This window comes from Corynebacterium mustelae, from assembly GCF_001020985.1.
In the GTDB taxonomy this organism is placed as follows: Bacteria; Actinomycetota; Actinomycetes; order Mycobacteriales; family Mycobacteriaceae; genus Corynebacterium; species Corynebacterium mustelae.
Map to the genome: position 1 here is coordinate 415,833 of NZ_CP011542.1, position 23,096 is coordinate 438,928.

The window sequence follows — 23,096 nt, forward strand, 5'->3', positions numbered from 1 at the left end:
TTACGTGCTCGACGTCAACTTCTTCGAAGAGCTCCGCATCGGCCTGGCCACCGCCGACGACATCCGCCGTTGGTCCAAAGGTGAGGTTAAGAAGCCGGAGACCATTAACTACCGTACCCTCAAGCCTGAGAAGGACGGTCTATTCTGTGAGCGTATTTTCGGTCCAACCCGCGACTGGGAATGTGCCTGCGGTAAGTACAAGCGTGTTCGCTATAAAGGCATCATCTGTGAACGCTGCGGCGTGGAGGTGACCAAGTCCAAGGTTCGTCGTGAGCGCATGGGCCACATTGAGCTGGCTGCGCCTGTGACTCACATTTGGTACTTCAAGGGTGTGCCATCTCGGTTGGGTTACTTGCTGGATCTAGCGCCGAAGGATCTGGAACGGATCATTTACTTCGCTGCGAACATCATCACCAGTGTTGATGATGAAGCACGCCATAACGACCTCACCACACTAGAAGCAGAAATGCTTTTAGAGAAGAAGGATGTCGAAGGCGATGCAGAGCAAGAGATTGCTGACCGGGCTCAGAAGCTGGAAGAGGACTTAGCGGAACTCGAAGCTGCTGGTGCTAAGGCTGATGCTCGTCGTAAAGTGCAGAATGCCGCTGAAAAGGAAATGCAGCACATTCGGGAACGCGCTGAGCGGGAGATTGACCGGCTGGAAGAGATCTGGCAGACCTTCATCAAACTCGCTCCGAAGCAAATGATCATCGACGACAAGCTGTATGAAGAGCTCGTCGATCGCTATGAGGATTACTTCACCGGCGGCATGGGTGCCGAGGCTATCCAGACTCTGATCCGCAATTTCGACCTTGATGCTGAAGCAGAAGAGTTGCGCACCATCATCAACGAAGGCAAAGGCCAGAAGAAGATGCGTGCCTTAAAGCGCCTGAAGGTGGTTGCCGCCTTCCAGCGTTCCGGCAACGATCCCGCTGGCATGGTGCTTGATTGCATTCCAGTTATTCCGCCGGAATTGCGTCCAATGGTTCAGCTCGACGGTGGTCGCTTTGCTACCTCCGACCTGAACGACCTGTACCGCCGTGTAATCAACCGAAACAACCGTCTGCTCAAGATGATTGACCTCGGTGCGCCGGAAATCATCGTTAACAACGAAAAGCGCATGCTGCAGGAGTCTGTTGACGCATTGTTCGACAACGGTCGGCGCGGCCGCCCAGTCACTGGCCCGGGTAACCGTCCATTGAAGTCGCTGAGCGATCTGCTCAAGGGTAAGCAGGGCCGGTTCCGGCAGAACCTGCTGGGTAAGCGTGTTGACTACTCGGGTCGTTCCGTTATTATCGTCGGTCCGCAGCTGAAGCTGCACGAGTGCGGTCTGCCGAAGCTGATGGCGTTGGAGCTGTTCAAGCCGTTCGTTATGAAGCGTCTGGTGGAAAACGACTACGCTCAGAACATCAAGTCCGCAAAGCGCATGGTGGAACGCCAGCGCCCAGAAGTGTGGGACGTGCTGGAAGAGGCCATTGCTGAACACCCAGTGATGCTCAACCGTGCGCCTACCCTGCACCGCCTTGGTATTCAGGCTTTCGAGCCTAAGCTCATCGAAGGTAAAGCAATTCAGCTGCACCCGCTTGCGTGTGAAGCGTTCAACGCTGACTTCGACGGTGACCAGATGGCTGTTCACCTGCCACTGTCGGCCGAGGCTCAGGCTGAGGCTCGTATCCTCATGCTGGCATCGAACAATATCCTTTCGCCTGCTTCTGGTAAGCCATTGGCTATGCCACGTCTGGACATGGTCACTGGCTTGTACTACCTCACCATGGATAAGCGCGTCGATGAATTCGGCGGCCAGGGTGCCTACGCTCCAGCTACAGCTGAGGGTCCGGCAACAGGTGTGTATTCTTCCTACGCGGAAGCCATCATGGCGTATGACCGGGGTGTACTTGGCCTCCAAGCCAAGATCAAGGTTCGGATTTCCCACCTGCGCCCACCAGCAGATATTGAGGCAGAGCAGTTCCCAGATGGGTGGGAGCAAGGACAGACCTGGTTGGCGGACACCACGCTGGGGCGGGTTATGTTCAACGACCTCCTGCCGTGGAACTACCCATACCTTGAGGGTGTGATGGTTCGTAAGGGCGGCGGCTCCGACAAGATCATGCTGGGCGATGTCATTAACGATCTTGCTGCTAAATACCCAATGATCACCGTTGCGCAGACCATGGACAAGATGAAGGACGCTGGTTTCTACTGGGCAACCCGTTCCGGTGTGACCATCGCTATGTCCGATGTTTTGGTTTTGGACAACAAGGAAGAAATGCTCGAATCTTACGAGGCCGAGGCCCGCAAGATTGAACGCAAGTACTGGGAGCAGGGTGCTCTCACCGAGCGCGAGCGTTACGACCGCCTGGTTGAGCTGTGGAAGAACGCAACCGACACTGTTGGTAAGGCAGTGGAGGAGCTCTACCCAGACGACAACCCCATTCCGATGATCGTGAAGTCTGGTGCGGCCGGTAACATGCGTCAGATCTGGACCCTGGCTGGCATGAAGGGCATGGTTGTGAACTCCAAGGGTGACTACATCACCCGTCCAATCAAGACCTCCTTCCGGGAAGGCCTGTCGGTTCTGGAGTACTTCAATAACTCCCACGGTTCCCGTAAAGGTCTGGCCGACACCGCGTTGCGTACCGCTGACTCGGGTTACCTCACCCGTCGTCTGGTGGACGTCGCCCAGGACGTCATCGTGCGTGAGGAAGATTGCGAAACCCGCCAAGGTATTCGCGTTCCGATCGCAAGCGCTGTTAAAGACGCGGAAGGCAATGTCACGGGTTACTCCGCGCACAGCCTGATCGAAACCTCGGTTCTGGGTCGTGCGTTGGCTACCGACATTAAAAACGGCGATGAGGTTATTGCCAAAGCTGGTGACTACCTGGACGAAATGCTCGTCGAAAAGCTTGTTTCTGCTGGTGTCGAGTTTGCCAAGGTTCGTTCCGTACTGACCTGCCAAACCGCAACTGGTGTGTGCGCGAAGTGCTACGGCATTTCCATGGCTTCCGGTAAGCAGGTAGATATCGGCGAAGCTGTCGGCATCGTTGCTGCACAGTCCATTGGTGAGCCGGGTACCCAGCTGACCATGCGTACCTTCCACCAGGGTGGTGTTGGTGGCGACATCACCGGTGGTCTGCCGCGTGTTCAGGAGCTGTTCGAGGCCCGTGTTCCAAAGAACCGTGCCCCGATTGCTTCGGCTGCCGGTACAGTCCACTTAGAGGACGAAGGCAACTTCTATACCCTCACCATTACCCCGGACGACGGTTCGGACAATGTTGTGTACGAGAAGCTGTCGAAGCGTCAGGGCTTGGCAAATGTTCGGGTACCTATGGAATCCAACCCAAGTGCTTGGATCGAGCGCACCCTTGCCGAGGGCGATCATGTGGAGGTTGGTGACCGTTTGCTGCGCGGCCCTGCCGATCCACACGATGTGTTGGAAATCTTGGGTCGCCGTGGTGTGGAACAGCACCTGGTGGACGAAGTGCAGGCCGTGTACCGCGCCCAGGGTGTGGCTATCCACGACAAGCACATCGAGATCATCATCCGGCAGATGCTGCGCCGTGGTACCGTCATCGAATCCGGTTCGACCGAATTCCTGCCGGGTACCTTGGTGGATCTATCCGAGGCCAAGGCGGCAAACGCTGAAGCTATCGCCGCTGGTGGTCAACCTGCGGAATTGCGTTCCGAGATCATGGGTATTACCAAGGCTTCCTTGGCTACCGAGTCTTGGCTCTCGGCTGCCTCCTTCCAGGAGACTACCCGTGTGCTCACCGACGCTGCCATTAATAAGCGTTCCGACAAGCTGATCGGCCTGAAGGAGAACGTGATTATTGGTAAGTTGATCCCGGCTGGTACCGGTATCGCCCGCTACCGCAATATTGCGGTTAAGCCAACCGAGGCTGCCCGCAATGCCGCGTACTCCATCCCAACCTATGGTGATTCCATCTATGGTGACGATGGTTACGGCGACTTCACTGGCGCTTCGGTGCCATTGGATGAGGCATTCGACATGTAATACGGCCCGAATCCGCAATTTCGGTCTGTTGTAAAACCGCCCGCGCTGCACGATTAATGTGCAGCTGCGGGCGGTTTCGCTTGCCGACGCTCACAACTGCGGCGAGTTCACTCTCCGCATGGTGTGGCTTACAAATCATTCAGCCGGGAGAACAGTGCAACCTGCCACGAGGTGGCTAAGTAGGGCAGGCACCTAAGAGCAACTCGACCTTTTCATGGTTTGGTGTTCGGTTTCGTGTCTTAGCGGACTTAAAAGTCGAGTTGGGTCTTTTCCACCGCGCTGACCACCATTTTCAGTGGGATATGCGAACCTGATTGAGGGAATAGGTAGTGCGGATAAGGAATGTGAGTACACCGAGCTCCCAATGTTCATGTGCTAGCTGTTCACCGCACTAGCCGCACTGTCGAAGTTGGGCAGGAGGTTAGCAAAATGGAAGTTCTAATACATGTTGCGGTTGTGCCCCAATAGAATCTATGAGAAAGTAGGAGCATTGCTTTAATAAAGGTTGTGGAGGTGAGCGGGCATGTGGCAGAAAGTCAAGTCAATCGCACAATGGCTGGGAATTGTGCTTTTTTGTGTGATGCTCACGACCAAGACTACCGGTAGCTTTGATTATCTATGGATATCAGCTGCATTGTTTTTCTTCTTAGCCGTGCCGACATTCGTGGAGTGGGTCGCTAAAACTAGGCGAGCGGCGCAAAGCTAAGCGCTCGTGGCGGATTCCAGATAGATGCTACGTGTTCTCACCTTAAACATCGGCCGCCCCTCGGCGCAGCGGGCCAAGCAGCTCATCGGTTGGCTGAATGCTCACCCGGCGGATGTCACGGTGTTGACCGAATTCTCTGATTCGCCTGGCAGTGCTCTTCTGCGCCAGACTTATGAAAATGCTGGCTACCATGTCTCGGTTTCGTCGCCTGACACACCTAAGCGCGGGGTCGCCATCATCACTGCAGCCGCACCGGTGGATGTTCGGCACAGTGAGCTCTTGGGGGAGCGGGCACTAAGCGTAATCGTGGATACTGCTGTCGGGCCAGTGGATGTTGTGGGCGTCTATGCCCCAAGTTCGGACCCGTCTGCCTCCGTGACCGGGGAGTCGCTAGACCGCAAACGCACATGGCTTGATGCGTTTTACCAGGTGTTATCGTATTCCGATCCGCAAACGATGCGGATTGTGGCGGGTGATCTCAATATCGCCGACCCGAGGAAAATAACCGCCCCGGATTGGCTGGCGGATTTCGAGCGGCGGTTCTTTACCAATATGGAACGGTTAGGCCTTTATGATCTTTCCCCATTAGGTCCGACTGACCTGGAGTTTAGCTGGATCGGGCGCGGCGAACAGCAGCTTCGCTTTGATTATGTTTTAGCAAGCCAGCATTTTCCGCCGTTGGTTGACCGTCACGAATACATCCACGATGTGCGGGAGTCTAAACTGGCGGATCATTCCGCGCTTTTTGTCGATCTTCGTATTGAAAAATCTGATTCCGTGGAACGAGATGAACTTAAGATCCCGGGCGAACAATTGTCGATTTTCTAATCAGATAAAACTACCGTCCATTCTGCGGGCCTGTTGGATAACAAGGTCGTGCCCGAGGTTGGTGAGGCGGCGTTGTAGCTCGGGTAGGTGTTTTTCCACCGCACCACCGCGCCAGACGGTGGTGCGCACCTGGAGCGGCACCTCGGCGCGGCTGAGTGCGGCAAGTGAATCCCACACCCGATTCGCCGCTGTGGCGTGAATGCCGGTGACCTCGTACATGTCCTTAGGTAGTGCCTTGATGTCGAGTCCTACCCAGTCGGGTGTGGTTTCGGGGCGGGCTAGGAGCGCGGTTATCACCTGTGGCCGGTAGCCGCAGGTGTGCAGTCCAATGGGGAACCCGGCTGCATGGCTTGCGGCGATTGCGTCGCCAAGCCCGGAAACGGCGGTTGGTTCGCCGCCGGAGATGACGAGGGCGTCGATAAGTTTGCGGCGTGTCGTCGCTACGGCGAGCACGTCGTCGAAGTTATAGGCGGCGGGTGCGAATGGTTGCAGCTGTGGATTGTGGCAGTAGAAACACCGCAAGGGGCAGCCTTGGGTGAATGCGGTGACGGTGATTTTCCCTGGCCAGTCGGTGACGGAGAACGGAATAATACCTGCTACCGGAAGCGGGTTAGGCGAAGGTTTCGCTGAAATAGCGGCGTTCATGAAACTCGCCTTTCTTTCCGATATTGAAGCTTTGCACGGGACGGAAGTATCCCATGACCCGGGTCCACATTTCAGTTTCGGCGGCACAGTCCGGGCAGGTGGGGTGTTCGCCGGAGATATAGCCGTGGTTAGGGCAAATGGAATAGGTCGGGGTGATGGTGATGTACGGCAGCTGGTAGTTTTCCAGGGCGCGTCGCACCAGTTTGGCGCAGGCGATGCCGTCAGACATGGCCGCCCCCATGTAGAGGTGCAGCACGGTACCGCCTGTGTATTTGGTTTGTAGTTCGTCTTGGTGTTCCAGGGCGACAAACGGGTCGGGGGTATAAGCAACGGGCAGCTGGGAGGAATTTGTGTAATACGGTTGGCTGTCGCTGCCGGCGTGCACAATGTCGGGGAAGCGGGCGATGTCTTCTTTGGCAAACCGGTAGGTGGTGCCTTCCGCCGGGGTTGCTTCCAGGTTATATAGGTGCCCGGTTGCTTCTTGGGCGGCGGTCAGTCGCCGGTTAATGTGGTCGAGTAGCCGGGTGACTAGTTGTTTTCCTTCCTTGTTAGTGATGTCGAGGCGGTCGCTAAAGAAGTTGCGCACCATTTCGTTGCAGCCGTTGACGCCGATCGTCGAAAAGTGGTTGTCTAAGCTGGGCAGCCACCGGGCGGTATAGGGGTACAACCCGGCATCGAGATTGCGTGCGACGAATTCCCGCCGACGTTCCAGGGTGTCAACGGCAATGTCAATGAGCTTGTCGACGCTGGCAAGAAGTCCCGGCTCGTCGCCTGCATGCAGGTATCCTAGCCGTGCGCAATTAAGGGTGACTACTCCGATAGAACCGGTTAATTCGGCCGAGCCAAATAAGCCATTGCCGCGTTTGAGAAGTTCGCGCATATCTAATTGCAATCGGCAGCACATGGAGCGGATCATGCCTGGATCAAGGTCTGAATTAATAAAATTTTGGAAATACGGCAGGCCGTATCGTGCGGTCATGGTGAATAGTGCCTGTGCATTGGGGCTATCCCAATTGAAGTCCTTGGTGATGTTATAGGTGGGTATCGGAAAGGTAAACGGCCGCCCGTCGGCGTCGCCGTTAGAGAGCACCTCAATGAAGGCGCGGTTGATCAAATCCATTTCGGGTTGGAGGTCGCCGTAGTAGAAATTTTGGGGCTCATCACCAATAAAAGGCACTTGGTCGCGCAGGTCGGCGGGGCAAGTCCAGTCGAAGGTGAGATTAGTAAATGGAGTTTGGGTTCCCCACCGCGACGGGACGTTGAGATTGAAAACAAATTCTTGGATCACCTGCAACACATCGCTGTACCGCAGACTATCGAGCCGAACGAAGGGAGCCATGTAGGTATCAAACGAACTGAAAGCCTGCGCACCAGCCCATTCGTTTTGCAAAGTCCCGAGGAAATTGACCACTTGGCCGCAGGCGGAACTAAAATGCTTCGGTGGCGCGGAAGCAATGGTACCGGGCACCCCGTTGAATCCTTGTTCGAGTAGTTGTCGCAGTGACCACCCGGCGCAATAGCCTGAAAGCATATCCAAATCGTGGATGTGAATGTCGCCGTTGCGATGGGCGGTGTTAGCGGCGGGGGAGAAGACTTCATCAAGGAAGTAGTTGGCCATTGCTTTTCCGGCGGTATTGAGAATCAATCCGCCTAGGCTATAGCCCTGATTGGCGTTTGCGTTGATCCGCCAGTCAGAGTGGGACAGGTAGTCGTTGATGCTGGTGCTGCTTTCCCGGAGGTTGTGTCCGGCGGGGGTCATGGAGTGGGTGGCGTGTGGCTTCATGGTTGTCATGCCGTCCACCATAATGGCAACCAAACGAAAAGTGGCACAACATATTCCACTGAAAATGCCGTTGAATACTACATATTGTGTTTGTTGACGATGTTCCCGCTGGGGTGTGCCCCTAGATATTGCGCCAGTGGGATTTCTTACACCGGTGTCATTCGTGTCCAATATGCAGGCGCCATTCATACCTAAGCAGTGTGCGCCCACGGTATTTCATACCCCAGGTCGATCCGAAGCAGACCCGACACTGACTAAGCTCTGCTGGTATGGCCGCCACCTACACCGAAACAGAAACCAAACGGACGCTTCCGTGGTGGAAAGACTCCAACCTGGTTCTGCAATTAGTCTTCCAAACTTTTATCGCCGTGTTTCTACTGTTCTTTGCCTCCGCCAACAAAGTAGAAGACGAAACCGGGTCTGAATCGTTACTCATCTTCCCATCGATTGCAGACGATAGTTGGATTATCACAACCAGCTTGGTTTTCTTATACCTAGGTTCTGCTTTGTGTTATTTCGGGGTTATCGTCGAACGATTCCGGCCAGAAGGTGGCCTATTCATGGTGTTTATCGGCGGCATTTTATTGATCTTGACGCTGCGTTTCGTTCATCCAATCGGGTTCATTCTTATCTGCCACCAAGCATGGTTTGTCGCGGCCCACACACACCGACGACGTGCATTGTGGACAACTTTGTTGTATTTGTCCGCATCGCTTGGGGTTGTGTTCTTGCTGGTCATACCTACCTATAGTTTCAGTGTTCATTTCGAGGAAGTTACAAGCTTTAGCGATTGGATTTTTAATCCCCTCAACCTCGGCATGACCATCATGTCTTTTGCGATGATCTATCTCGCCATCGCACTATTTTGGCAATACGGCAAAAACACCAGACGCAGCATGCTCAAAATCCAAGCGCTCCAAGACCGCGCGGAATACGCCGCCGTTGCTGAACGCAACCGCATCGCCCGCGAAATGCATGACATTGTGGCGCATTCGCTCACCGTCATGATCGCCCAGGCCGACGGAGGCAGGTTCGCCGGGCAAAAAGACTCCGCCAAAGCCTTGCAGGCGCTAAGCACGATCTCTGAGGTGGGGCGCGACGCGCTGGGACAAATGCGGTCCCTGCTCAGCGTCCTGCGCGATGACCAAAACCCCGACCGCTCGCTCGGAGTGGACGGTGGGATAACCGGGATCGACGACCTGGTACGCGAAGCCCGGCGCGCCGGTGCGGAGGTCGACTACACGGAGACAGGAACTCCACAGAACCTAGCGGCGTCGATAAACTTAAGCGTGTACCGAATCGTGCAGGAAGCACTCACCAATGTGCTCAAACACGCAGGATCAGTCCCCGTCACGGTCACACTACGGTGGCCCGAACCGCAGGATAGCCAAGAACTTCGTATCGTGGTGAGCAATATCAACGGTGTGGGCCTGGTAGAAACCGAAAGTGAACTGCCCGGCCGAGGGCTGATCGGCATAGCAGAACGAGCAAAACTCCATGGAGGTACAGCCTCCTGGGGGCAATACGGCGATAATTGGCGCGTAGAAGTCACGTTGCCGCTAACCAGTTAAACCGAAAAAAGAAACGAGGCTAATCGTGTATCGCGTAGGGCTTGTCGACGATCAACAGCTAGTGCGCGCCGGGTTTTCCATGGTGCTGGGATCCCAAGACGACATTGAGGTCGCCTGGGAGGCAAGTGACGGTGCCGAAGCCGTTGAACTAGCCGCCAGCAACCCGGTGGATGTTATTTTTATGGATATTCAAATGCCGGTGCTCAATGGGATCGAAGCTACCAAAGAGCTCATTGCACGCAAACAACTATCACCACATGGGACACCAACCCGGATAGTCGTTTTGACGACTTTCGATACGGATAACTACGTGGTTAGTTCAATAGAAGCAGGAGCTTCCGGGTTTCTACTCAAAGATACTTCACCGGAGGAACTGATCAGTGCGGTATACAATGTGGGTGAATCAGCGGCAGTCATTTCACCAGCCGCCACCGCAAAGCTATTTAGCCACTTACGGCATCAACAGCCACCAGCGACTGGGGTGGCTGCGGGGACGAAGGACAATACCCTCGCGTTGCTCAATCATTGTTTGCCAGACCCTCTTACCGCACGGGAAGCGGAGATTCTGGTGCTCATAACCCACGGGAAATCGAATACTGAGATTGCTGATGAGCTATTTATTTCGCTACCAACCGTGAAAACTCACGTTGGGCGGATTCTCGCCAAAACCAATTCCCGAGATCGGGTACATGCGGTGCTATTTGCCATTAAAAACGGAGTGATTCCAGAATGATCATTGTTGATAACCTCACCAAGAAATATGGTACACATACGGCTGTATCTCATTTGAGTTTTACCGTCCCAGACGGCCAAGTCACTGGTTTCCTAGGGCCTAATGGCTCCGGAAAATCAACCACCATGCGTTGCATTTTAGGCCTAGATAAACCAACTGCAGGTGCCGCAACTTTTCATGGTGCGTACTATGATGGGCCGTTCGCAGAATTGGAGAGAAAGCCAAAAGTAGCAGGCGCAATCATCGATACATCATGGTTCCATCCGGCCCGTAGTGGACGCAATCATTTAAAAGTCATCGCGCGGGGCGCAGGTATTAGTGATAATCGGGTAGAAGAATGCTTAGCAATTGTTGGGATGACTGATGCTGGTGATAAAAAACTCGGTGGGTACTCACTTGGGATGAAACAACGGATTGGAGTAGCCGCTGCGCTTCTAGGCAACCCGCAACACCTCATTCTTGATGAACCAATCAATGGCCTTGATCCGGCTGGGGTTAACTGGATGCGTACCACTATTCGACGCTTCGCCGAGGAAGGCAGGGCGGTTTTAGTATCGTCGCATCTACTAGCAGAAATGGAACAAACAGCTGACCGGATTGTCGTCATCGGTAAAGGTCACATGGTAGGGGAATATTCCATGTCGGAATTCCTTTCCGGCGGAACCACCGTACATGTTGAAAGTCCACAGGCGGAACAACTCGCAGCTGCACTGACCACAGCAAATCTTGCCCCAGTCTCAGGTTCGCTGCCCAATACCATTATTGTTCCGCTAAACCCCAAAGTTACCGAAGCACAGCTGCGGCACCAGATTGCACAGATTGCATGCGATTCAGGTTGTCTAGTCACTCGGTTGCAACCAGTCCATGACAATCTTGAACAACGATATTTGGCAGCCACCGCACAGTGGCAGGAATTCCGTGCTGGTTCTAGTGCTGCCAACCAGCAAAAGAGCACTCGTGAAGGAGGACTGGCATGACCACATTTGTATCCGCACTACGCGCAGAAATATTAAAATTTAGCAGTCTCACAGCCACCTGGGTGTATCTGGTTTTCATGGTCATCGTTATCCCAATACCGGTGATAGTCATGAGTGTTTTTGCCGAGCCACCATTTGGCTACAGCTGGGAAGAACTGCTGATCGGTGTCACCATGTTTGATCTCATCGCGGTAATTTTCATTGGGGCCAGTACCGCAGGTGAAGTCGAAAATGGCATGAATGCGCATAGCTTTCTCAGCCAGAAAAACCGCGCAGTGTGGCTTAGCGCGCGGTTTCTCATAGGGCTTGGCACCATTTTCGCTGCGTTGATAATCAGCATCCTGCTATCGGTAGTAACCCAATTAGTGCTCAGTGATAAACAGCTAAACTTATCCGACCCCACCACGCTCATATTTCATATCGGATCTGTGACTATCATGGCGATTTCTGCCATCAGTCTGGCGGTGGCATCTCGATCCAAAGTAGTGGCGATAGCGGTGCCTATCCTGACGTTTCAGGTATTCGAGCCAATTTTTACAGTAGTCGCCGGATTACACAGCAACCTCACGTGGCTATCCTGGTTTTTACCGTTGGAACGCATGCAACAAATCGCTACTGTCATATCGCACCCGTCCGTGGCCAAAACCCCCACGGGATGGAACCTGGGTAACCTGCAACCTATGTGGTTTAACATCCTGGTGGTTTTAGCATGGATCATTGCCTTGTTTGTTTTGGGTTTTTGGACAAACAAGCGACGTGATATTCGCTAGTGCCTCTCGGTCGCAGCGAGGATTTCCACCCACTCTGGTGGTAACCGACAATTATCTGGGGCCTTAGCAAATAGTGGCGCCATGTCCGTATGGCTTAGCCCCGCTAGCCCAGTACCAAGCGCGGTGACGAAAAACCGCATATCTGGGTTGGATCGCGCAAAATCAATGAACCGATCCACATAGGTGCGAATCCGATCAATGCTTAGTGTAGTGATCGTTTTATCTTTGGTGGGGATAGCGAATGACTGGCCTTGTAAACCAAAGCCGCAGCCACGTACAGCACCGTAGTTTTTTACAGCATGCAGCGCCGCACCCTTACCGTGGCGGCCAGCCTCATTGCTGCCAAAAACGAAAATTTCGCCTACGGAAATCTCATGTGTCATGGATCAAACCTCCTTGTGCGATTTTCCATCTCATCTGGTGGTTTTCACCTTAACAACTGGGCATGACATGAGAAGTTGAATCACGGATCCCTTCGTGCTTGACGACGATTTTTCTAGCGGCGCGGTGTTTTCGTTATGTGGGATTACCCTAGCGGCTAGCACGCCTAACGGTGTTGTTCGGGGCGAATGCGTGAAATAGGGGAGTGAGACTGAAAAGTAAAAAGCCTGCCGAGTCGTAGATGGCTGGGTAGTATCGAAAAACGTCAATCGGAAACTGTGCAAAATCGTAGAAATAAGTTGAGGATCGGATGTATGGAACAACCCAAAAATAGTGATACGAAACCGCAGTCTAACCATCATTTCTGCAGTTCATCGCAGCAACATGCGGCCAGTATGGAACTTTCAAGGGAAATAGCAATCACACACTATAAAACAATCATCATGGTTGTGGTCGTGGTTACCGCATTAGCGCTAAGCGCAGTGGGAATCTTCATCAGTAGTACCAAACCACCCGCTACCACGGCCAAACCCGCTGAGAGTACCGAAACTACTACCACTAAGTTGCGATCATTAACTGAGGTGATGTTCGTTGACCCGGTAAAACACGACGATATTACCGGTGGAGATATCCGGCGCGAACTCGACGAACTGCTCATAAATGAACGAGCGCAGGCAGCCATTAACACTATCGATGTTGAAAACCAACGGCGCGACGGCAAAGTGCTTTGGCACCTCGACGAATACGATTTTCTTCGGACCAATCCACAAGGGATCTATCCCGGTTCGATGTTCCTGGTTCGTCGCAAAGATGGTTCGATGTTTTCTTGTTCTACTGGTTGGCTCGCCCGGCCGTCAAGGTTTCCTGATGAGGTGTGGATGATAACCGCTGGGCACTGCGGCGAACCAGGCGACCAGGTTTTCTATCCGACGGATAACGGTGATCTGATTCCAGCTGGCAAGTTTGAGGTGAGTTTGGCAGGCTCGAAATTGGGGGAGCTTGATTACGGTTTGGTCAATGTCACGGATGCGCCGGGGCTCTCCTCTCGCTTGCCGGTTCCAGAAGGGTTGCAGATCGTCGGTTGGCGTAGCTGGGAATGGTTGGCGGAAAACCGGCCCTATACCTGCCGAATTGGGGCGCGTATGGGATTAAGCTGTGGCGAATTCGTAGGTATAGAAGACATTGTGTATCGCTACCAGGGGATTTCTAATTCTGGGGATTCTGGCGGTCCCGTATGGGGGCAAGACCCTACCACCAAAAAATGGTATGCGATTGGGACTACCAGTTTTATTGAGGAATCGGATGCAACCAATGCTGGGGCAGTCGTTATCGAACCCATATTGCATCCAGAGGGACTGCAGATACTGGGGGCTGGGCAGATCTAACGTGGTGGGCAACGTTAATTTTGTACCCAACATCCCGGGGACAGATGATTATCCGATTCGACTGGGAGAACAAAACTATGATGGAAAGCACCTGACCTACTTATAGCTTCAGCGGCTATATCCTCACAGCCTTACAAGGGGTGAAAATGTTTGCCATTGATGTTGACAATGTAAGCAGAACCTTCAACCACAATGGCACTGTGGTCACCGCTTTGGACGGTGTTGATCTTTCGGTGTCGGTGGGTGAATGCGTTGCATTATTGGGTAAAAACGGGGCCGGCAAAACTACGTTGACGAAAATCCTCGCGACGCTTCTACTTCCCAGTTCCGGTTCCGCGCGGATTATGGGAAAAGATGTGGCAACGCATCCAGAACACGCGCGTGCCGCCACCAGTGCGGTTTTCGGCGGAGATCGAGGATTCTATCCCATGCTCAGCGGCCGGGAGAACCTGCGCTATCATGCTGCCTTAGCCGGTCTGGCAGGAACGAACGCACGATCACGGATCGCAGAAGCCGTCCAGGCAGTCGGACTAGAGCTTGCCCAGGATCGCCCAGTAGAGCAATATTCCAAAGGGATGAAGCAGCGCCTGCATATCGCGGCTGGAATGTTGAAACAAGCGCCGGTGATGCTGTTAGACGAACCGACGGTGGGGCTTGATCCAGTGGAGGCGCAGCGATTACGGGAATCTGTGGCCGCCTCAGTTCAATCGGGCACCACTGTACTACTCACGTCCCACAATCTGCATGATGTCGAGGCGCTGGCGCACCGGGTGGTGTTGTTGGATGATGGTGTGATTCGGATGACAGGCAGCGTGGCGGATTTTCGTGCACTAGCTGGTTTTACTGCAGTGGTTACGGCAACGGTGCCGGAGGCGTCGAAAAGCGAGTTAGCTGGGATAAAACAGCCCGTGGACGTAACGCTAGTTGAGCATGGCCACGTCCACATCAACGTGAAACTGCCTGATTGGGGTGCCGAATCGGTGGCGATAATTTCCCAGGTTCATTCAATCCCCGGCGTATTGGAGGTTGCGGTGCGAAGCGCCACCTTGGATGAATCTTTTGCAGCTTTTTTCGCGCAGAAGAATGAAGAGGCATCATGACGACCATACGATGCATGTTCCCGATTTTCTGGACCCAGATTGCGATGGTTATACGTCGGCCAATGAATATTGCAACTGGAATAGTGTTCCCGTGGTTATTCCTGGCGTTAATGACCTTCCAGCGACTTGATTCCTTAGAACCTGCGATCGTGACCGCAGCATTTAGCTCGTCAATCCTTGCTGCACTATGGAGCGCTGCGATTTGGAGCGCCGCCGGGGTGCTACGGAGAGAGATCTGGACGGGCATGATGGCCAGTACTTTCACCGCGCGGTATTCGCCCACGCTTCTTACTGCGGTAAAGACGGGTGCCGCGATGAGCTACGACATGGCGTTAATCTTGATTGCCAGTTTCAGTTTCTTAAAGATTTTTGGGCTCAGCATGATAATCGCCCAACCGTTGGCCTTTGTGCTGGGCCTTATCGCGGTGTTTATTGGCGGTGGCGCTGCCAGCATGTTGTTAGGAAGTGCCGTGATTTTAAGCCGCCGGGCGTTTTATCTCACCGCTGCTGCTGGGCCGCCGCTGTTGCTACTGGGCGGTTTTGTCATTCCGGTAGATTTGCTGCCTGCGCCGATACGTTACCTCAGTGCGGTGATTAATTTGCGCTGGTTAAGGGATTTTCTGGTCTCCACAGCCAGTCAACCGCAATGGTCGTCCTTGGCGATCGGGGTGGCGCTTTCTGCGGTGTATGTTGGTCTTGCCCACCGGGCGATCGGCGTGTTGCTGCACCGCGCGAAGGTGGTGGGTTCCCTTGAACTTTAAAACACTTATAACCTCAGAACTTCGGCTAGGTATGCAGATAGAACGTGCAGAACGGCCCCGCTCGGTGCTGCTGGTTGCGCACATTATTCCGGAGCTGTGTCGCATGACAATGTTTCTGCTGTTTGCAGTATTAGCTGGCGGGCGGGCGGCAGTTCCGATCGCGATCGTCGGCATTGCGGTTGTCGCTATGTACCGCGCGGCGTTAAGCGAGGTGACCGATATCCCGGTCCGTGATTCCATGTTTCATGTAACCGGGCCGTTACTGGCTGGCGGTGCGGTGGCTTTGCTGCGCTATAGCGTCCGATGCGCGCCATTATTGTTGCTAGCTGTTGTCGATTCGGTTCTTGCGGTTTGCATTCTCGCGCCGGCGTTGGGGGAGACAGAATTGCTTTTCGACGTCTTGCGGTGTTGGTGGGTTACCGTGCCAGTCTTGGCTAGCTCGTTGATGTGCGGTTTGACGATTGCATCCTTTGCAATCGGCAATACCTTTCAAAACCTCATTCACAACGCCATGGCGTCGCTTGCGGTGGTGTGTTCAGGAGCGTTTTTCCTGCTTGATTCGTTTCCGGTACTGAAAGCCATTGGTTCAGTCTTGCCAGGCCAGCATTCCATTGCGGGTTTGCGTGCACTTATTGTGGGTGAGTCCGCTGCATTGCATGTTTTATTGGAATGTGTGGTGGCATGTGGCTGGGCGATAGTCGGTATCGGGTTGTATTCGATAGTGATCCGCCGAGCACGACGGCACGGCAGGGGAGTGTTTGGCAATTAGCTAAGCTGCCAACTATTGCTGTGCGTCGGTGGGTAATTGGGTGGAAACTTGAGGCGAAAAGCTAGTTCTACCGGCAGATCACGGCTGCGTTCGCATCGAAGGTTACAAGAGGCTAACAAGAGCCGTAAAAGTTGCTGTCAACTTGGGATTTGGGTGATGCTGTCAGTTTTTTACGGGTATACATGAAAGTGAAGGCACTTACATAACACCAATTCTTTCTGGGCACAATAGGTGACTTCCATAACTCCATAAAGCTACACCAAACAAGCATAAAGTTAGTGGGTGATGGGCAATGTTAACTACAAAGCGAACAGTCTTTGGGTTGGTTGCGGTTCTGCTTACACTTGCAGTTTTTGCCATGATGGTGTGGGCGCAAGGAAGCGACGTGATAGCGGCACCAGTTGTGTTGATCGTCGCGGTTGCGATGACTGTGTGTTATCTCGCTATTGATTTCCGAGGCGCCAACGGATGACAACATCCTCAAAAATAGACCACGCTGAGCCAGTCGGATGAAGCCTAAAGGCGGGCATGCCCGGCTGGTTTTGCGGTTGTAACTTGATAGTAGTAAAAACACCAGGAAACTAAAACCTCCTGGTGTTTTTAGTTGCGGCGGCTAGGTACTCGTTTGATTTTGACTGTGCCTAGCGCTGCGAGGCCGGAAATAACCAAGGTGGGGGCATCGGGGTCCTGGATGGTCGACATCGGTCGGACTTTGCCGGAGTCTTTGATCTTGGCTTCACCAAGGATGGCGACAACATCTTGTTTTATCTGGAATGTATCCGGCACGATGATGGTGATCTCACCTAGAAGAGACAGGGCCGTTAAATTGGTGACCGGAGATTCAAATTGAGCGGTGGTTAAATCAATAACACTTTCCCCAAATGCTGAGACCACGGTGTGCTCTCTGGCACAGACCCAGGACCCGCTACGGGAATTTTCGGCGAAAATAGATAGAGTTTTACCGGTTTTACTAGCGCCTTGCGGCGCTAGTAAATTACCGACGATATTGGTCACATGGGTGGCCATAGATTGTGAAGGTGGGGTAGGGGTAGCAGGCTGACTGTTAGCTCGCGGTTCTAGGGTTCCGGAGTGAATGGTATGCATTTGATCCGGCATAATCGGCAATTGGAACCGCTGTGACACAGACTCTAGGTACCGAGCATCGGAGACTTTAGGCAAACCCGGGCCTAGATCAAGATCGGCGGTAAGAGTGGGTAATTCATCCCGATAGGTGGCCTGAAGAGCTTTTTCATTGCGGGTAGTGTATTCCGCGAAATCCAGCTGCCCGTCATCGAATGCGAACCGAAGCGCGTTTGAGACGGTTGTACGTTGGAAACTGCTGGCGCGGGTACGCGGTGCATTACTATCGCTCATTGTGGTCACAATCAGGTATGTGGTTTGGACAGTTAGTTCTCAATATACCCGAGTTCTTAATGTGACGGATAGGTTGAGTCTAGCTTGAGAAGCGACTCTAATAAGTGACCCAAACTACATAGGGTGGGGTGGTGTGATGTGCAATTGGCGGAGGCGGGAAAGAGGGTGCTAGCTTTAGTGATTAGGGCATTCGTTTTTTAGTAAGCGTTTGCACATTTTCTGTACTTCCCACTACGGATCGTTCGGCACGTACCTGCCGATGGAGGAAAAACGACATGGCATCTGTAACCTACGAGGCCGCCACCTTGGTCTATCCCGGGGCGAAAGCGCCAACTGTTAATAAGTTCGATCTTGAGATTGCCGACGGCGAATTTTTGGTTCTGGTTGGGCCTTCCGGTTGCGGTAAGTCCACTACCTTGCGCATGTTGGCGGGTCTGGAGGATGTGACATCTGGCCGCATCCTGATTGGTGATAAGGATGTCACAACTGCGCCGCCAAAGGAACGCGACATTGCCATGGTATTCCAGAACTATGCGCTGTATCCCCACATGACTGTTCGGGAAAATATGGGCTTTGCGCTTAAGATCGCTGGTGTTGGCGCGGAAGAAACTAACAAACGAGTCGAAGCGGCGGCCTTAACTTTGGATCTCGTTCCTTATCTGGATCGCAAGCCTAAGGCGTTATCTGGTGGTCAGCGTCAGCGCGTTGCTATGGGGCGCGCGATCGTGCGTAAGCCGCAAGTCTTCCTGATGGATGAGCCGCTGTCGAATCTGGATGCCAAGCTCAGGGTGCAAACCCGTACGCAGATCGCTTCTTTGCAGCGTGAGCTTGGGGTGACAACGCTGTACGTTACCCACGACCAGACCGAAGCGTTGACCATGGGTGATCGGATCGCTGTGCTCAATGAAGGCTACCTGCAGCAGGTTGGCGCCCCGCGGGAGCTTTACGACGAGCCGACCAACGTGTTTGTTGCCGGATTCATCGGTTCGCCAGCTATGAATATTTTCACCTTTGATCTAGGTGCTGATGGGGTAGCGACACTGGGGGATGCTCGGATCCCGGTCGCGGATGTGACCCGTAATGCGGTCACTTCTGCGGATGGCGGCAAGATTATTATCGGTTTCCGGCCTGAGTCTTTGGAATTGGTCGAAGCAGGTGAGAACACTATTCCAATGAAGCTTGATTTCGTTGAAGAATTGGGTTCAGATTCTTACCTGTATGGTCACATCACCGGGGTCAGTGGTGAACGTCAGCAGATTGTGGTTCGGGCGCTGCCTAATATCGCTCCGGAACCTGGCACTGTAGTTCACGTTCGCATTACCGAGGGTGGTCAGCATAATTTCTCTGCAGCTACAACCAATAGGTTGCCTGGCTAGAGCTTATAAGCAATGTCTCCGCGGCGTCTGGTGAACCGCAGACGCCGCGGGTTTTTTGTGTTCTTTCCTTTTTGGTTTAGACACAATCCATGTGTGCCGTGGTTGTTGAGTTGGTCGCCAGTGGTGGGAAATGTGGGTGGGTACGTGGGGTTTTATTTTTTAAAGGAAAAACCGGTATAAAATAATCGAGTTTTTGTCGGTAGTTGGTTTGTCACTAAAAAGACCTTGTGTAGTAGTCTGCAAATGACAGACATCAGACAGGTTCAGGTTTCCTGGGTGACTTTTGTGCATTTAACGCTGTTCATCTGCGGTTAATCCTAAAACCTGGCCCGGCTAAAAGCTGGGCAAGACGTAAGAATTAGGTATGTAAGGAAAGGAATCGGCATGCAAACCTATAGTCATGTGGATTTGCATTCCGCTGAGTTTAACGAGCGGTTTTTCTTTGATGGCGAACTCGGTGCCATCCACGATGAAACGGGCACCACCTTCCGGTTGTGGGCGCCTACCGCGCAATCCGTGGAACTGATTCTGCACACCGGTCCTGCCATCGGTTCGTACCTCATGACCCGCGGCGATCGAGGGCAGTGGGAATTGTTCATTTCTGGTGACTCGGAACTCGTGGAATATACCTACCAATTGACTTTCCCGGACGGAAAACGAGTGGAATCTGTCGATCCCTACGCCCGGTCAGTGACCGCGAACGGTGAGCGCGGCGTGGTTATCAACGTCGACAAGCTTTTGGGGCAGACGCACCGGTTACCGAGTTTTGAGCACGCCTCCGACGCGATCATCTATGAGGCACATGTGAGGGATTTGACGATCTCACCGGAAAACGGAATCACCCATAAAGGAAAATTTTTGGGGCTTGCTGAATCCGGCACCCGCACCAGCCACGGCAACCCCTCGGGCTTAGACTACTTGTCCGGTTTAGGTATCACACACGTTCAATTGTTGCCCGTATTCGACTTCGGTTCCGTCGATGAAGTAGGAGATCTCTCTTTCGATTCCCAGTACAACTGGGGGTACGATCCGGTGCACTACAACGTGCCAGAAGGTTCTTACGCCACCGATCCGATAAACCCGGTATCACGTGTGGTGGAATTCAAGCAGATGGTCGATGCTCTGCATTCTAAAGGACTGCGAGTAATCATGGATGTGGTGTATAACCACGTGTACGAGACCGAAAACTCACCGCTGCAACGAACCGTGCCAGGCTACTACTTCCGCATGGATGCGGACGGAAATTTCCATAACGCCACCGGCTGTGGGAACGAGACCGCCTCCGAGCAGCTCATGATGCGTAAATACATCGTCGATTCAGTGGTGTACTGGGCCAAAACTTTCGGCCTTGATGGTTTCCGTTTCGACCTCATGGGAATCCACGATGTAGAAACGATGAATGCGGTTCGCGCTGCGTTGGATGACATCGATCCAGGCATCATCGTCATCGGCGAGGGCTGGGCTATGGGCAACCATCCAGAAGGTATCCTCGGTGCACACCAAGGTAATGGCCACCTCATGCCTCGAGTTGGCATGTTTAACGATTTCTACCGCGACATTATCAAGGGTTCCAATTTCACTGCCTCGGACCCAGGTTTTGTCTCTGGTTGCGCTGGTGCCATGGATTGCGCGCAGTCGAGCGCCGGTGCACTTTTCGACGCCCTGCTTGGTGCTCCGGCCAACCGTGGTTATCTGGAAGCAGCACAGTCCGTTATCTATAACGAAGCGCACGATAACTGGACCATGTTTGACAAGCTTCGGGGCACCCGCACTCTGGTATGGGCAAGCGACGATGATATTGCAAAGCGCCATACGTTGGCTACCAGCTTGCAATATGTGGGCCGGGGTATTTTATTCCTGCATGCTGGTCAGGAATTCCTCCGTACCAAATATGGCGATGAGAATTCCTACCGTAGCCCAGACTCCATCAATTGTTTTGATTATGATCGGGCTGCCACGTATGCGAATGAAACGAAATTCGTGCGTGATCTCAACCGGTTCCGGCGAAAGTATCAGTGGATGCGTGAGTCGGACTACGAACAAATCAAATCGTCCTCGCATTTGGTTCATGCCGAAGGTTTACATCTAAGCTTCCGGGTAACCGACGGCTTTGGTAAAAACCGTGATGCGATCGTTTTGGTCAATGCCAATTGCAATCATTGGTCTCACCCGGTAACCGCCGGTAAATACCGGGTCCATATTAATGATGGTTCGGTATCCGACGAACCCGTGGATATTTCATTAAGCCACGAATTCGTCGTTCCGCCGCTCCGCCTGGTGGTACTGGAGCAAATCTCCGCCTAAACAGAATGGTTGTGGCTTATAACAACCGCCGATGTTGGTGGCAACGTCACAACCATATCCGTAATCGTTGCGCCGCCTAGCGTTACAAGCGGCCACCCCTGTGATGCGGATTCGGTTACCTGGGTGCTACCAGGGTTGATGATAACGGTAATCTCTTCCGTCCCCGCCAGCCGTCGATACGCCATGCACCTGGGATTAGCCGTATTTAACCTCTCAAAACCAGCTGATGCCTGCAACGCGATATGCTTGCGCCGCAACGCGATAAAGGAACGCACGGTTTCCAGCATGCTTTCTGAAACACCGATTTGCTTGTCGACGCTCGGCGCATCCGGGTCTGGATCAACCGAGATATACAATTTATCGGCTTCAGCGGTTGAGAAACCGAAATTTTCCGCCTGACTGTCCCACTGCATGGGGCTGCGCGATCCGGTGCGTGCGTAGCCGCCTTCGGTGGTGGGAACATCCAAGTAGCGCATCCCAATCTCATCACCATAATAAATAAACGGTACCCCTGGCATAGTGAGTAAGAACAAGAAAAACAGCTTACGTTCTGCTTCCGTCAAGCGGGGAGCAACTCGTGGGGTGTCGTGGTTCCCGGAAATGAGGGAGAAGAATCCGCTACGCTCGCGGGCTGCGGATTCCTGCGGCAGGTAGCAGGAGAAAAACGCATCAGCCGGTGTGTCGGAATCTGCTGCGAAATAGCTAGAATCGGTACCGCCGAAATGGTCATCGGTATCGCGTAATAACAGGTTATAGCCGTTCTTGGGCCAGTCGAGATAGAAATCCATGTCGAAGCCTGCGTCTAACGCCTGCCATGGTTTGCCCCATTCAGAAACAAAAGCGGCGTCCGGAAACTCTGACCGCACCTGGGCAAAAATATCTTGCCAAACGGTAATCGTACAAGGCTTATCGTCACCATCGAACTTGACCAAGGAATCGGCCATGTCTACCCGAAACCCATCACAACCTAGAGAAAGCCAATAGCGCATTACCTCAACCATGGCTTTTCGGTTTTCCATGGGCCCGGTGTCGGAAATGTCCTGCTGCCATGGGCGATCTTTGTTATTAAACCCATAGTTGAGCGCAGGCTGGGATTTAAAGAAATTCAAAATATAGGTGCCGTTGCGGTCGTATTCGCCGCCGATAAACGGTAGACCTGCCCCATTATCAAAAGCATGCGAAGTCCATATGTAGCGGTCGGAATACTCATTGGGTTCGACCTGGGCGCTGTGCTGGAACCACGGGTGTTGTTCACTGGTGTGGCCTGGCACTAAATCCAACAAAACGCGAATATCCCGCATGTGTGCTTGAACCAGCAGTTCTTTGAAATCTGAATGGCTGCCATATCGCTGCGCAATGGTGTAGTAGTCACGAACGTCGTAGCCTGCGTCTTTGAACGGGGAATCGAAAATGGGGTTTAACCACAGCGCGGTGACGCCCAGCTGACTCAGATAATCCAGCTTCGCGGTGATTCCAGGTAGATCACCGATGCCATCGCCATTGGTGTCATAAAAACTTTGCGGATAGATCTCGTAGAAAACCGCCGATTCCAACCAGTCTGGGCGTTGGAATTGCGGTGATGGGAATATGGTCATGGTTTTGATCTTAAAGTTGTGGATAT

General features: G+C 53.2%; 19 protein-coding genes. 14 read left to right on the top strand and 5 right to left on the bottom strand.

The genetic code is table 11. From position 1 onward, the window contains the following. Window positions 1-4 precede the first annotated feature (4 nt). The 3 genes from CMUST_RS01940 to CMUST_RS01950 all read left to right on the top strand — a co-directional run bounded on the left by CMUST_RS01940 (window position 5) and on the right by CMUST_RS01950 (window position 5,546). The gene (locus CMUST_RS01940; protein WP_047261106.1) at window positions 5-4,012 is read left to right on the top strand and encodes a DNA-directed RNA polymerase subunit beta'; all 4,008 of its coding nucleotides are present in this window, start codon (window positions 5-7) and stop codon (window positions 4,010-4,012) included. A gap of 523 nt (window positions 4,013-4,535) precedes the next feature. Next, window positions 4,536-4,718, top strand: coding sequence for a hypothetical protein (locus tag CMUST_RS01945; RefSeq protein ID WP_047261107.1), 183 nt, complete (start codon window positions 4,536-4,538; stop codon window positions 4,716-4,718). Window positions 4,719-4,742: 24 nt separating this feature from the next. Continuing rightward, complete coding sequence (locus CMUST_RS01950) at window positions 4,743-5,546, top strand: endonuclease/exonuclease/phosphatase family protein (RefSeq protein ID WP_047261108.1); 804 nt, start codon at window positions 4,743-4,745, stop codon at window positions 5,544-5,546. Here CMUST_RS01950 and CMUST_RS01955 read toward each other — a convergent pair whose 3' ends face one another. Together CMUST_RS01955 and CMUST_RS01960 are read right to left on the bottom strand one after the other, a co-directional pair. Further along, the gene (locus CMUST_RS01955; RefSeq protein WP_047261109.1) at window positions 5,547-6,191 is read right to left on the bottom strand and encodes an anaerobic ribonucleoside-triphosphate reductase activating protein; all 645 of its coding nucleotides are present in this window, start codon (window positions 6,189-6,191) and stop codon (window positions 5,547-5,549) included. After that, window positions 6,157-7,950 (bottom strand): ribonucleoside triphosphate reductase, encoded by a 1,794-nt coding sequence (locus tag CMUST_RS01960; RefSeq protein ID WP_047263280.1) that lies wholly within the window; start codon window positions 7,948-7,950, stop codon window positions 6,157-6,159. Before CMUST_RS01960 ends, CMUST_RS01955 begins: the two co-directional genes overlap by 35 nt. Before the next feature lie 293 nt (window positions 7,951-8,243). On the opposite strand from CMUST_RS01960, the gene CMUST_RS01965 reads away from it, so the two are divergent. Genes CMUST_RS01965 through CMUST_RS01980 form a run of 4 tightly spaced genes read left to right on the top strand, consistent with a single transcriptional unit; the run spans window position 8,244 to window position 12,025 of the window. After that, the gene (locus CMUST_RS01965; RefSeq protein WP_052844473.1) at window positions 8,244-9,545 is read left to right on the top strand and encodes a sensor histidine kinase; all 1,302 of its coding nucleotides are present in this window, start codon (window positions 8,244-8,246) and stop codon (window positions 9,543-9,545) included. Between the two features lie 25 nt (window positions 9,546-9,570). Then, the gene (locus CMUST_RS01970) at window positions 9,571-10,278 is read left to right on the top strand and encodes a response regulator (RefSeq protein ID WP_083987387.1); all 708 of its coding nucleotides are present in this window, start codon (window positions 9,571-9,573) and stop codon (window positions 10,276-10,278) included. Next, window positions 10,275-11,255 carry an ABC transporter ATP-binding protein gene (locus CMUST_RS01975; protein ID WP_047261110.1) on the top strand — a complete coding sequence of 327 codons (981 nt, stop codon included), beginning with the start codon at window positions 10,275-10,277 and terminating at the stop codon, window positions 11,253-11,255. The genes CMUST_RS01970 and CMUST_RS01975 overlap by 4 nt, the downstream gene beginning before the upstream one ends. Then, window positions 11,252-12,025, top strand: a complete 774-nt coding sequence (locus CMUST_RS01980) for an ABC transporter permease (protein ID WP_047261111.1) — start codon at window positions 11,252-11,254, stop codon at window positions 12,023-12,025. Before CMUST_RS01975 ends, CMUST_RS01980 begins: the two co-directional genes overlap by 4 nt. Here CMUST_RS01980 and CMUST_RS01985 read toward each other — a convergent pair. Further along, entirely contained in the window at window positions 12,022-12,408 is a 387-nt protein-coding gene (locus CMUST_RS01985) for an A1S_2505 family phage non-structural protein (protein ID WP_047261112.1), read from the bottom strand. The genes CMUST_RS01980 and CMUST_RS01985 overlap by 4 nt on opposite strands. Window positions 12,409-12,801: 393 nt before the next feature. On the opposite strand from CMUST_RS01985, the gene CMUST_RS01990 reads away from it, so the two are divergent. The 5 genes from CMUST_RS01990 to CMUST_RS02010 all read left to right on the top strand — a co-directional run bounded on the left by CMUST_RS01990 (window position 12,802) and on the right by CMUST_RS02010 (window position 16,893). Continuing rightward, the gene (locus CMUST_RS01990) at window positions 12,802-13,791 is read left to right on the top strand and encodes a chymotrypsin family serine protease (protein WP_144414098.1); all 990 of its coding nucleotides are present in this window, start codon (window positions 12,802-12,804) and stop codon (window positions 13,789-13,791) included. A 146-nt stretch (window positions 13,792-13,937) separates the two neighbouring features. Next, window positions 13,938-14,891 (top strand): ABC transporter ATP-binding protein, encoded by a 954-nt coding sequence (locus CMUST_RS01995; protein WP_052844474.1) that lies wholly within the window; start codon window positions 13,938-13,940, stop codon window positions 14,889-14,891. 14 nt (window positions 14,892-14,905) lie between these two features. Next, window positions 14,906-15,652, top strand: coding sequence for an ABC transporter permease (locus tag CMUST_RS02000; protein WP_052844475.1), 747 nt, complete (start codon window positions 14,906-14,908; stop codon window positions 15,650-15,652). Then, the gene (locus CMUST_RS02005) at window positions 15,642-16,421 is read left to right on the top strand and encodes a hypothetical protein (RefSeq protein WP_047261115.1); all 780 of its coding nucleotides are present in this window, start codon (window positions 15,642-15,644) and stop codon (window positions 16,419-16,421) included. The genes CMUST_RS02000 and CMUST_RS02005 overlap by 11 nt, the downstream gene beginning before the upstream one ends. A 292-nt stretch (window positions 16,422-16,713) precedes the next feature. Further along, on the top strand, window positions 16,714-16,893 hold the full coding sequence (locus CMUST_RS02010; protein WP_047261116.1) for a hypothetical protein: 180 nt from the start codon (window positions 16,714-16,716) through the stop codon (window positions 16,891-16,893). Window positions 16,894-17,021: 128 nt separating this feature from the next. Here CMUST_RS02010 and CMUST_RS02015 read toward each other — a convergent pair whose 3' ends face one another. Beyond that, window positions 17,022-17,795 carry a DUF1707 SHOCT-like domain-containing protein gene (locus CMUST_RS02015; protein WP_047261117.1) on the bottom strand — a complete coding sequence of 258 codons (774 nt, stop codon included), beginning with the start codon at window positions 17,793-17,795 and terminating at the stop codon, window positions 17,022-17,024. 275 nt (window positions 17,796-18,070) lie between these two features. Here CMUST_RS02015 and CMUST_RS02020 point away from each other — a divergent pair, with 275 nt between their 5' ends. Together CMUST_RS02020 and pulA are read left to right on the top strand one after the other, a co-directional pair. Continuing rightward, a complete protein-coding gene (locus CMUST_RS02020; RefSeq protein ID WP_047261118.1) occupies window positions 18,071-19,171 on the top strand; it encodes an ABC transporter ATP-binding protein in 1,101 nt (366 codons plus the stop codon). Window positions 19,172-19,555: 384 nt separating this feature from the next. Then, window positions 19,556-21,475, top strand: a complete 1,920-nt coding sequence (gene pulA / locus CMUST_RS02025; protein WP_047261119.1) for a type I pullulanase — start codon at window positions 19,556-19,558, stop codon at window positions 21,473-21,475. Here pulA and CMUST_RS02030 read toward each other — a convergent pair. Continuing rightward, a complete protein-coding gene (locus CMUST_RS02030) occupies window positions 21,472-23,070 on the bottom strand; it encodes an alpha-amylase family glycosyl hydrolase (protein ID WP_047261120.1) in 1,599 nt (532 codons plus the stop codon). The two genes, pulA and CMUST_RS02030, sit on opposite strands and share 4 nt — an antisense overlap. Window positions 23,071-23,096 lie beyond the last annotated feature (26 nt).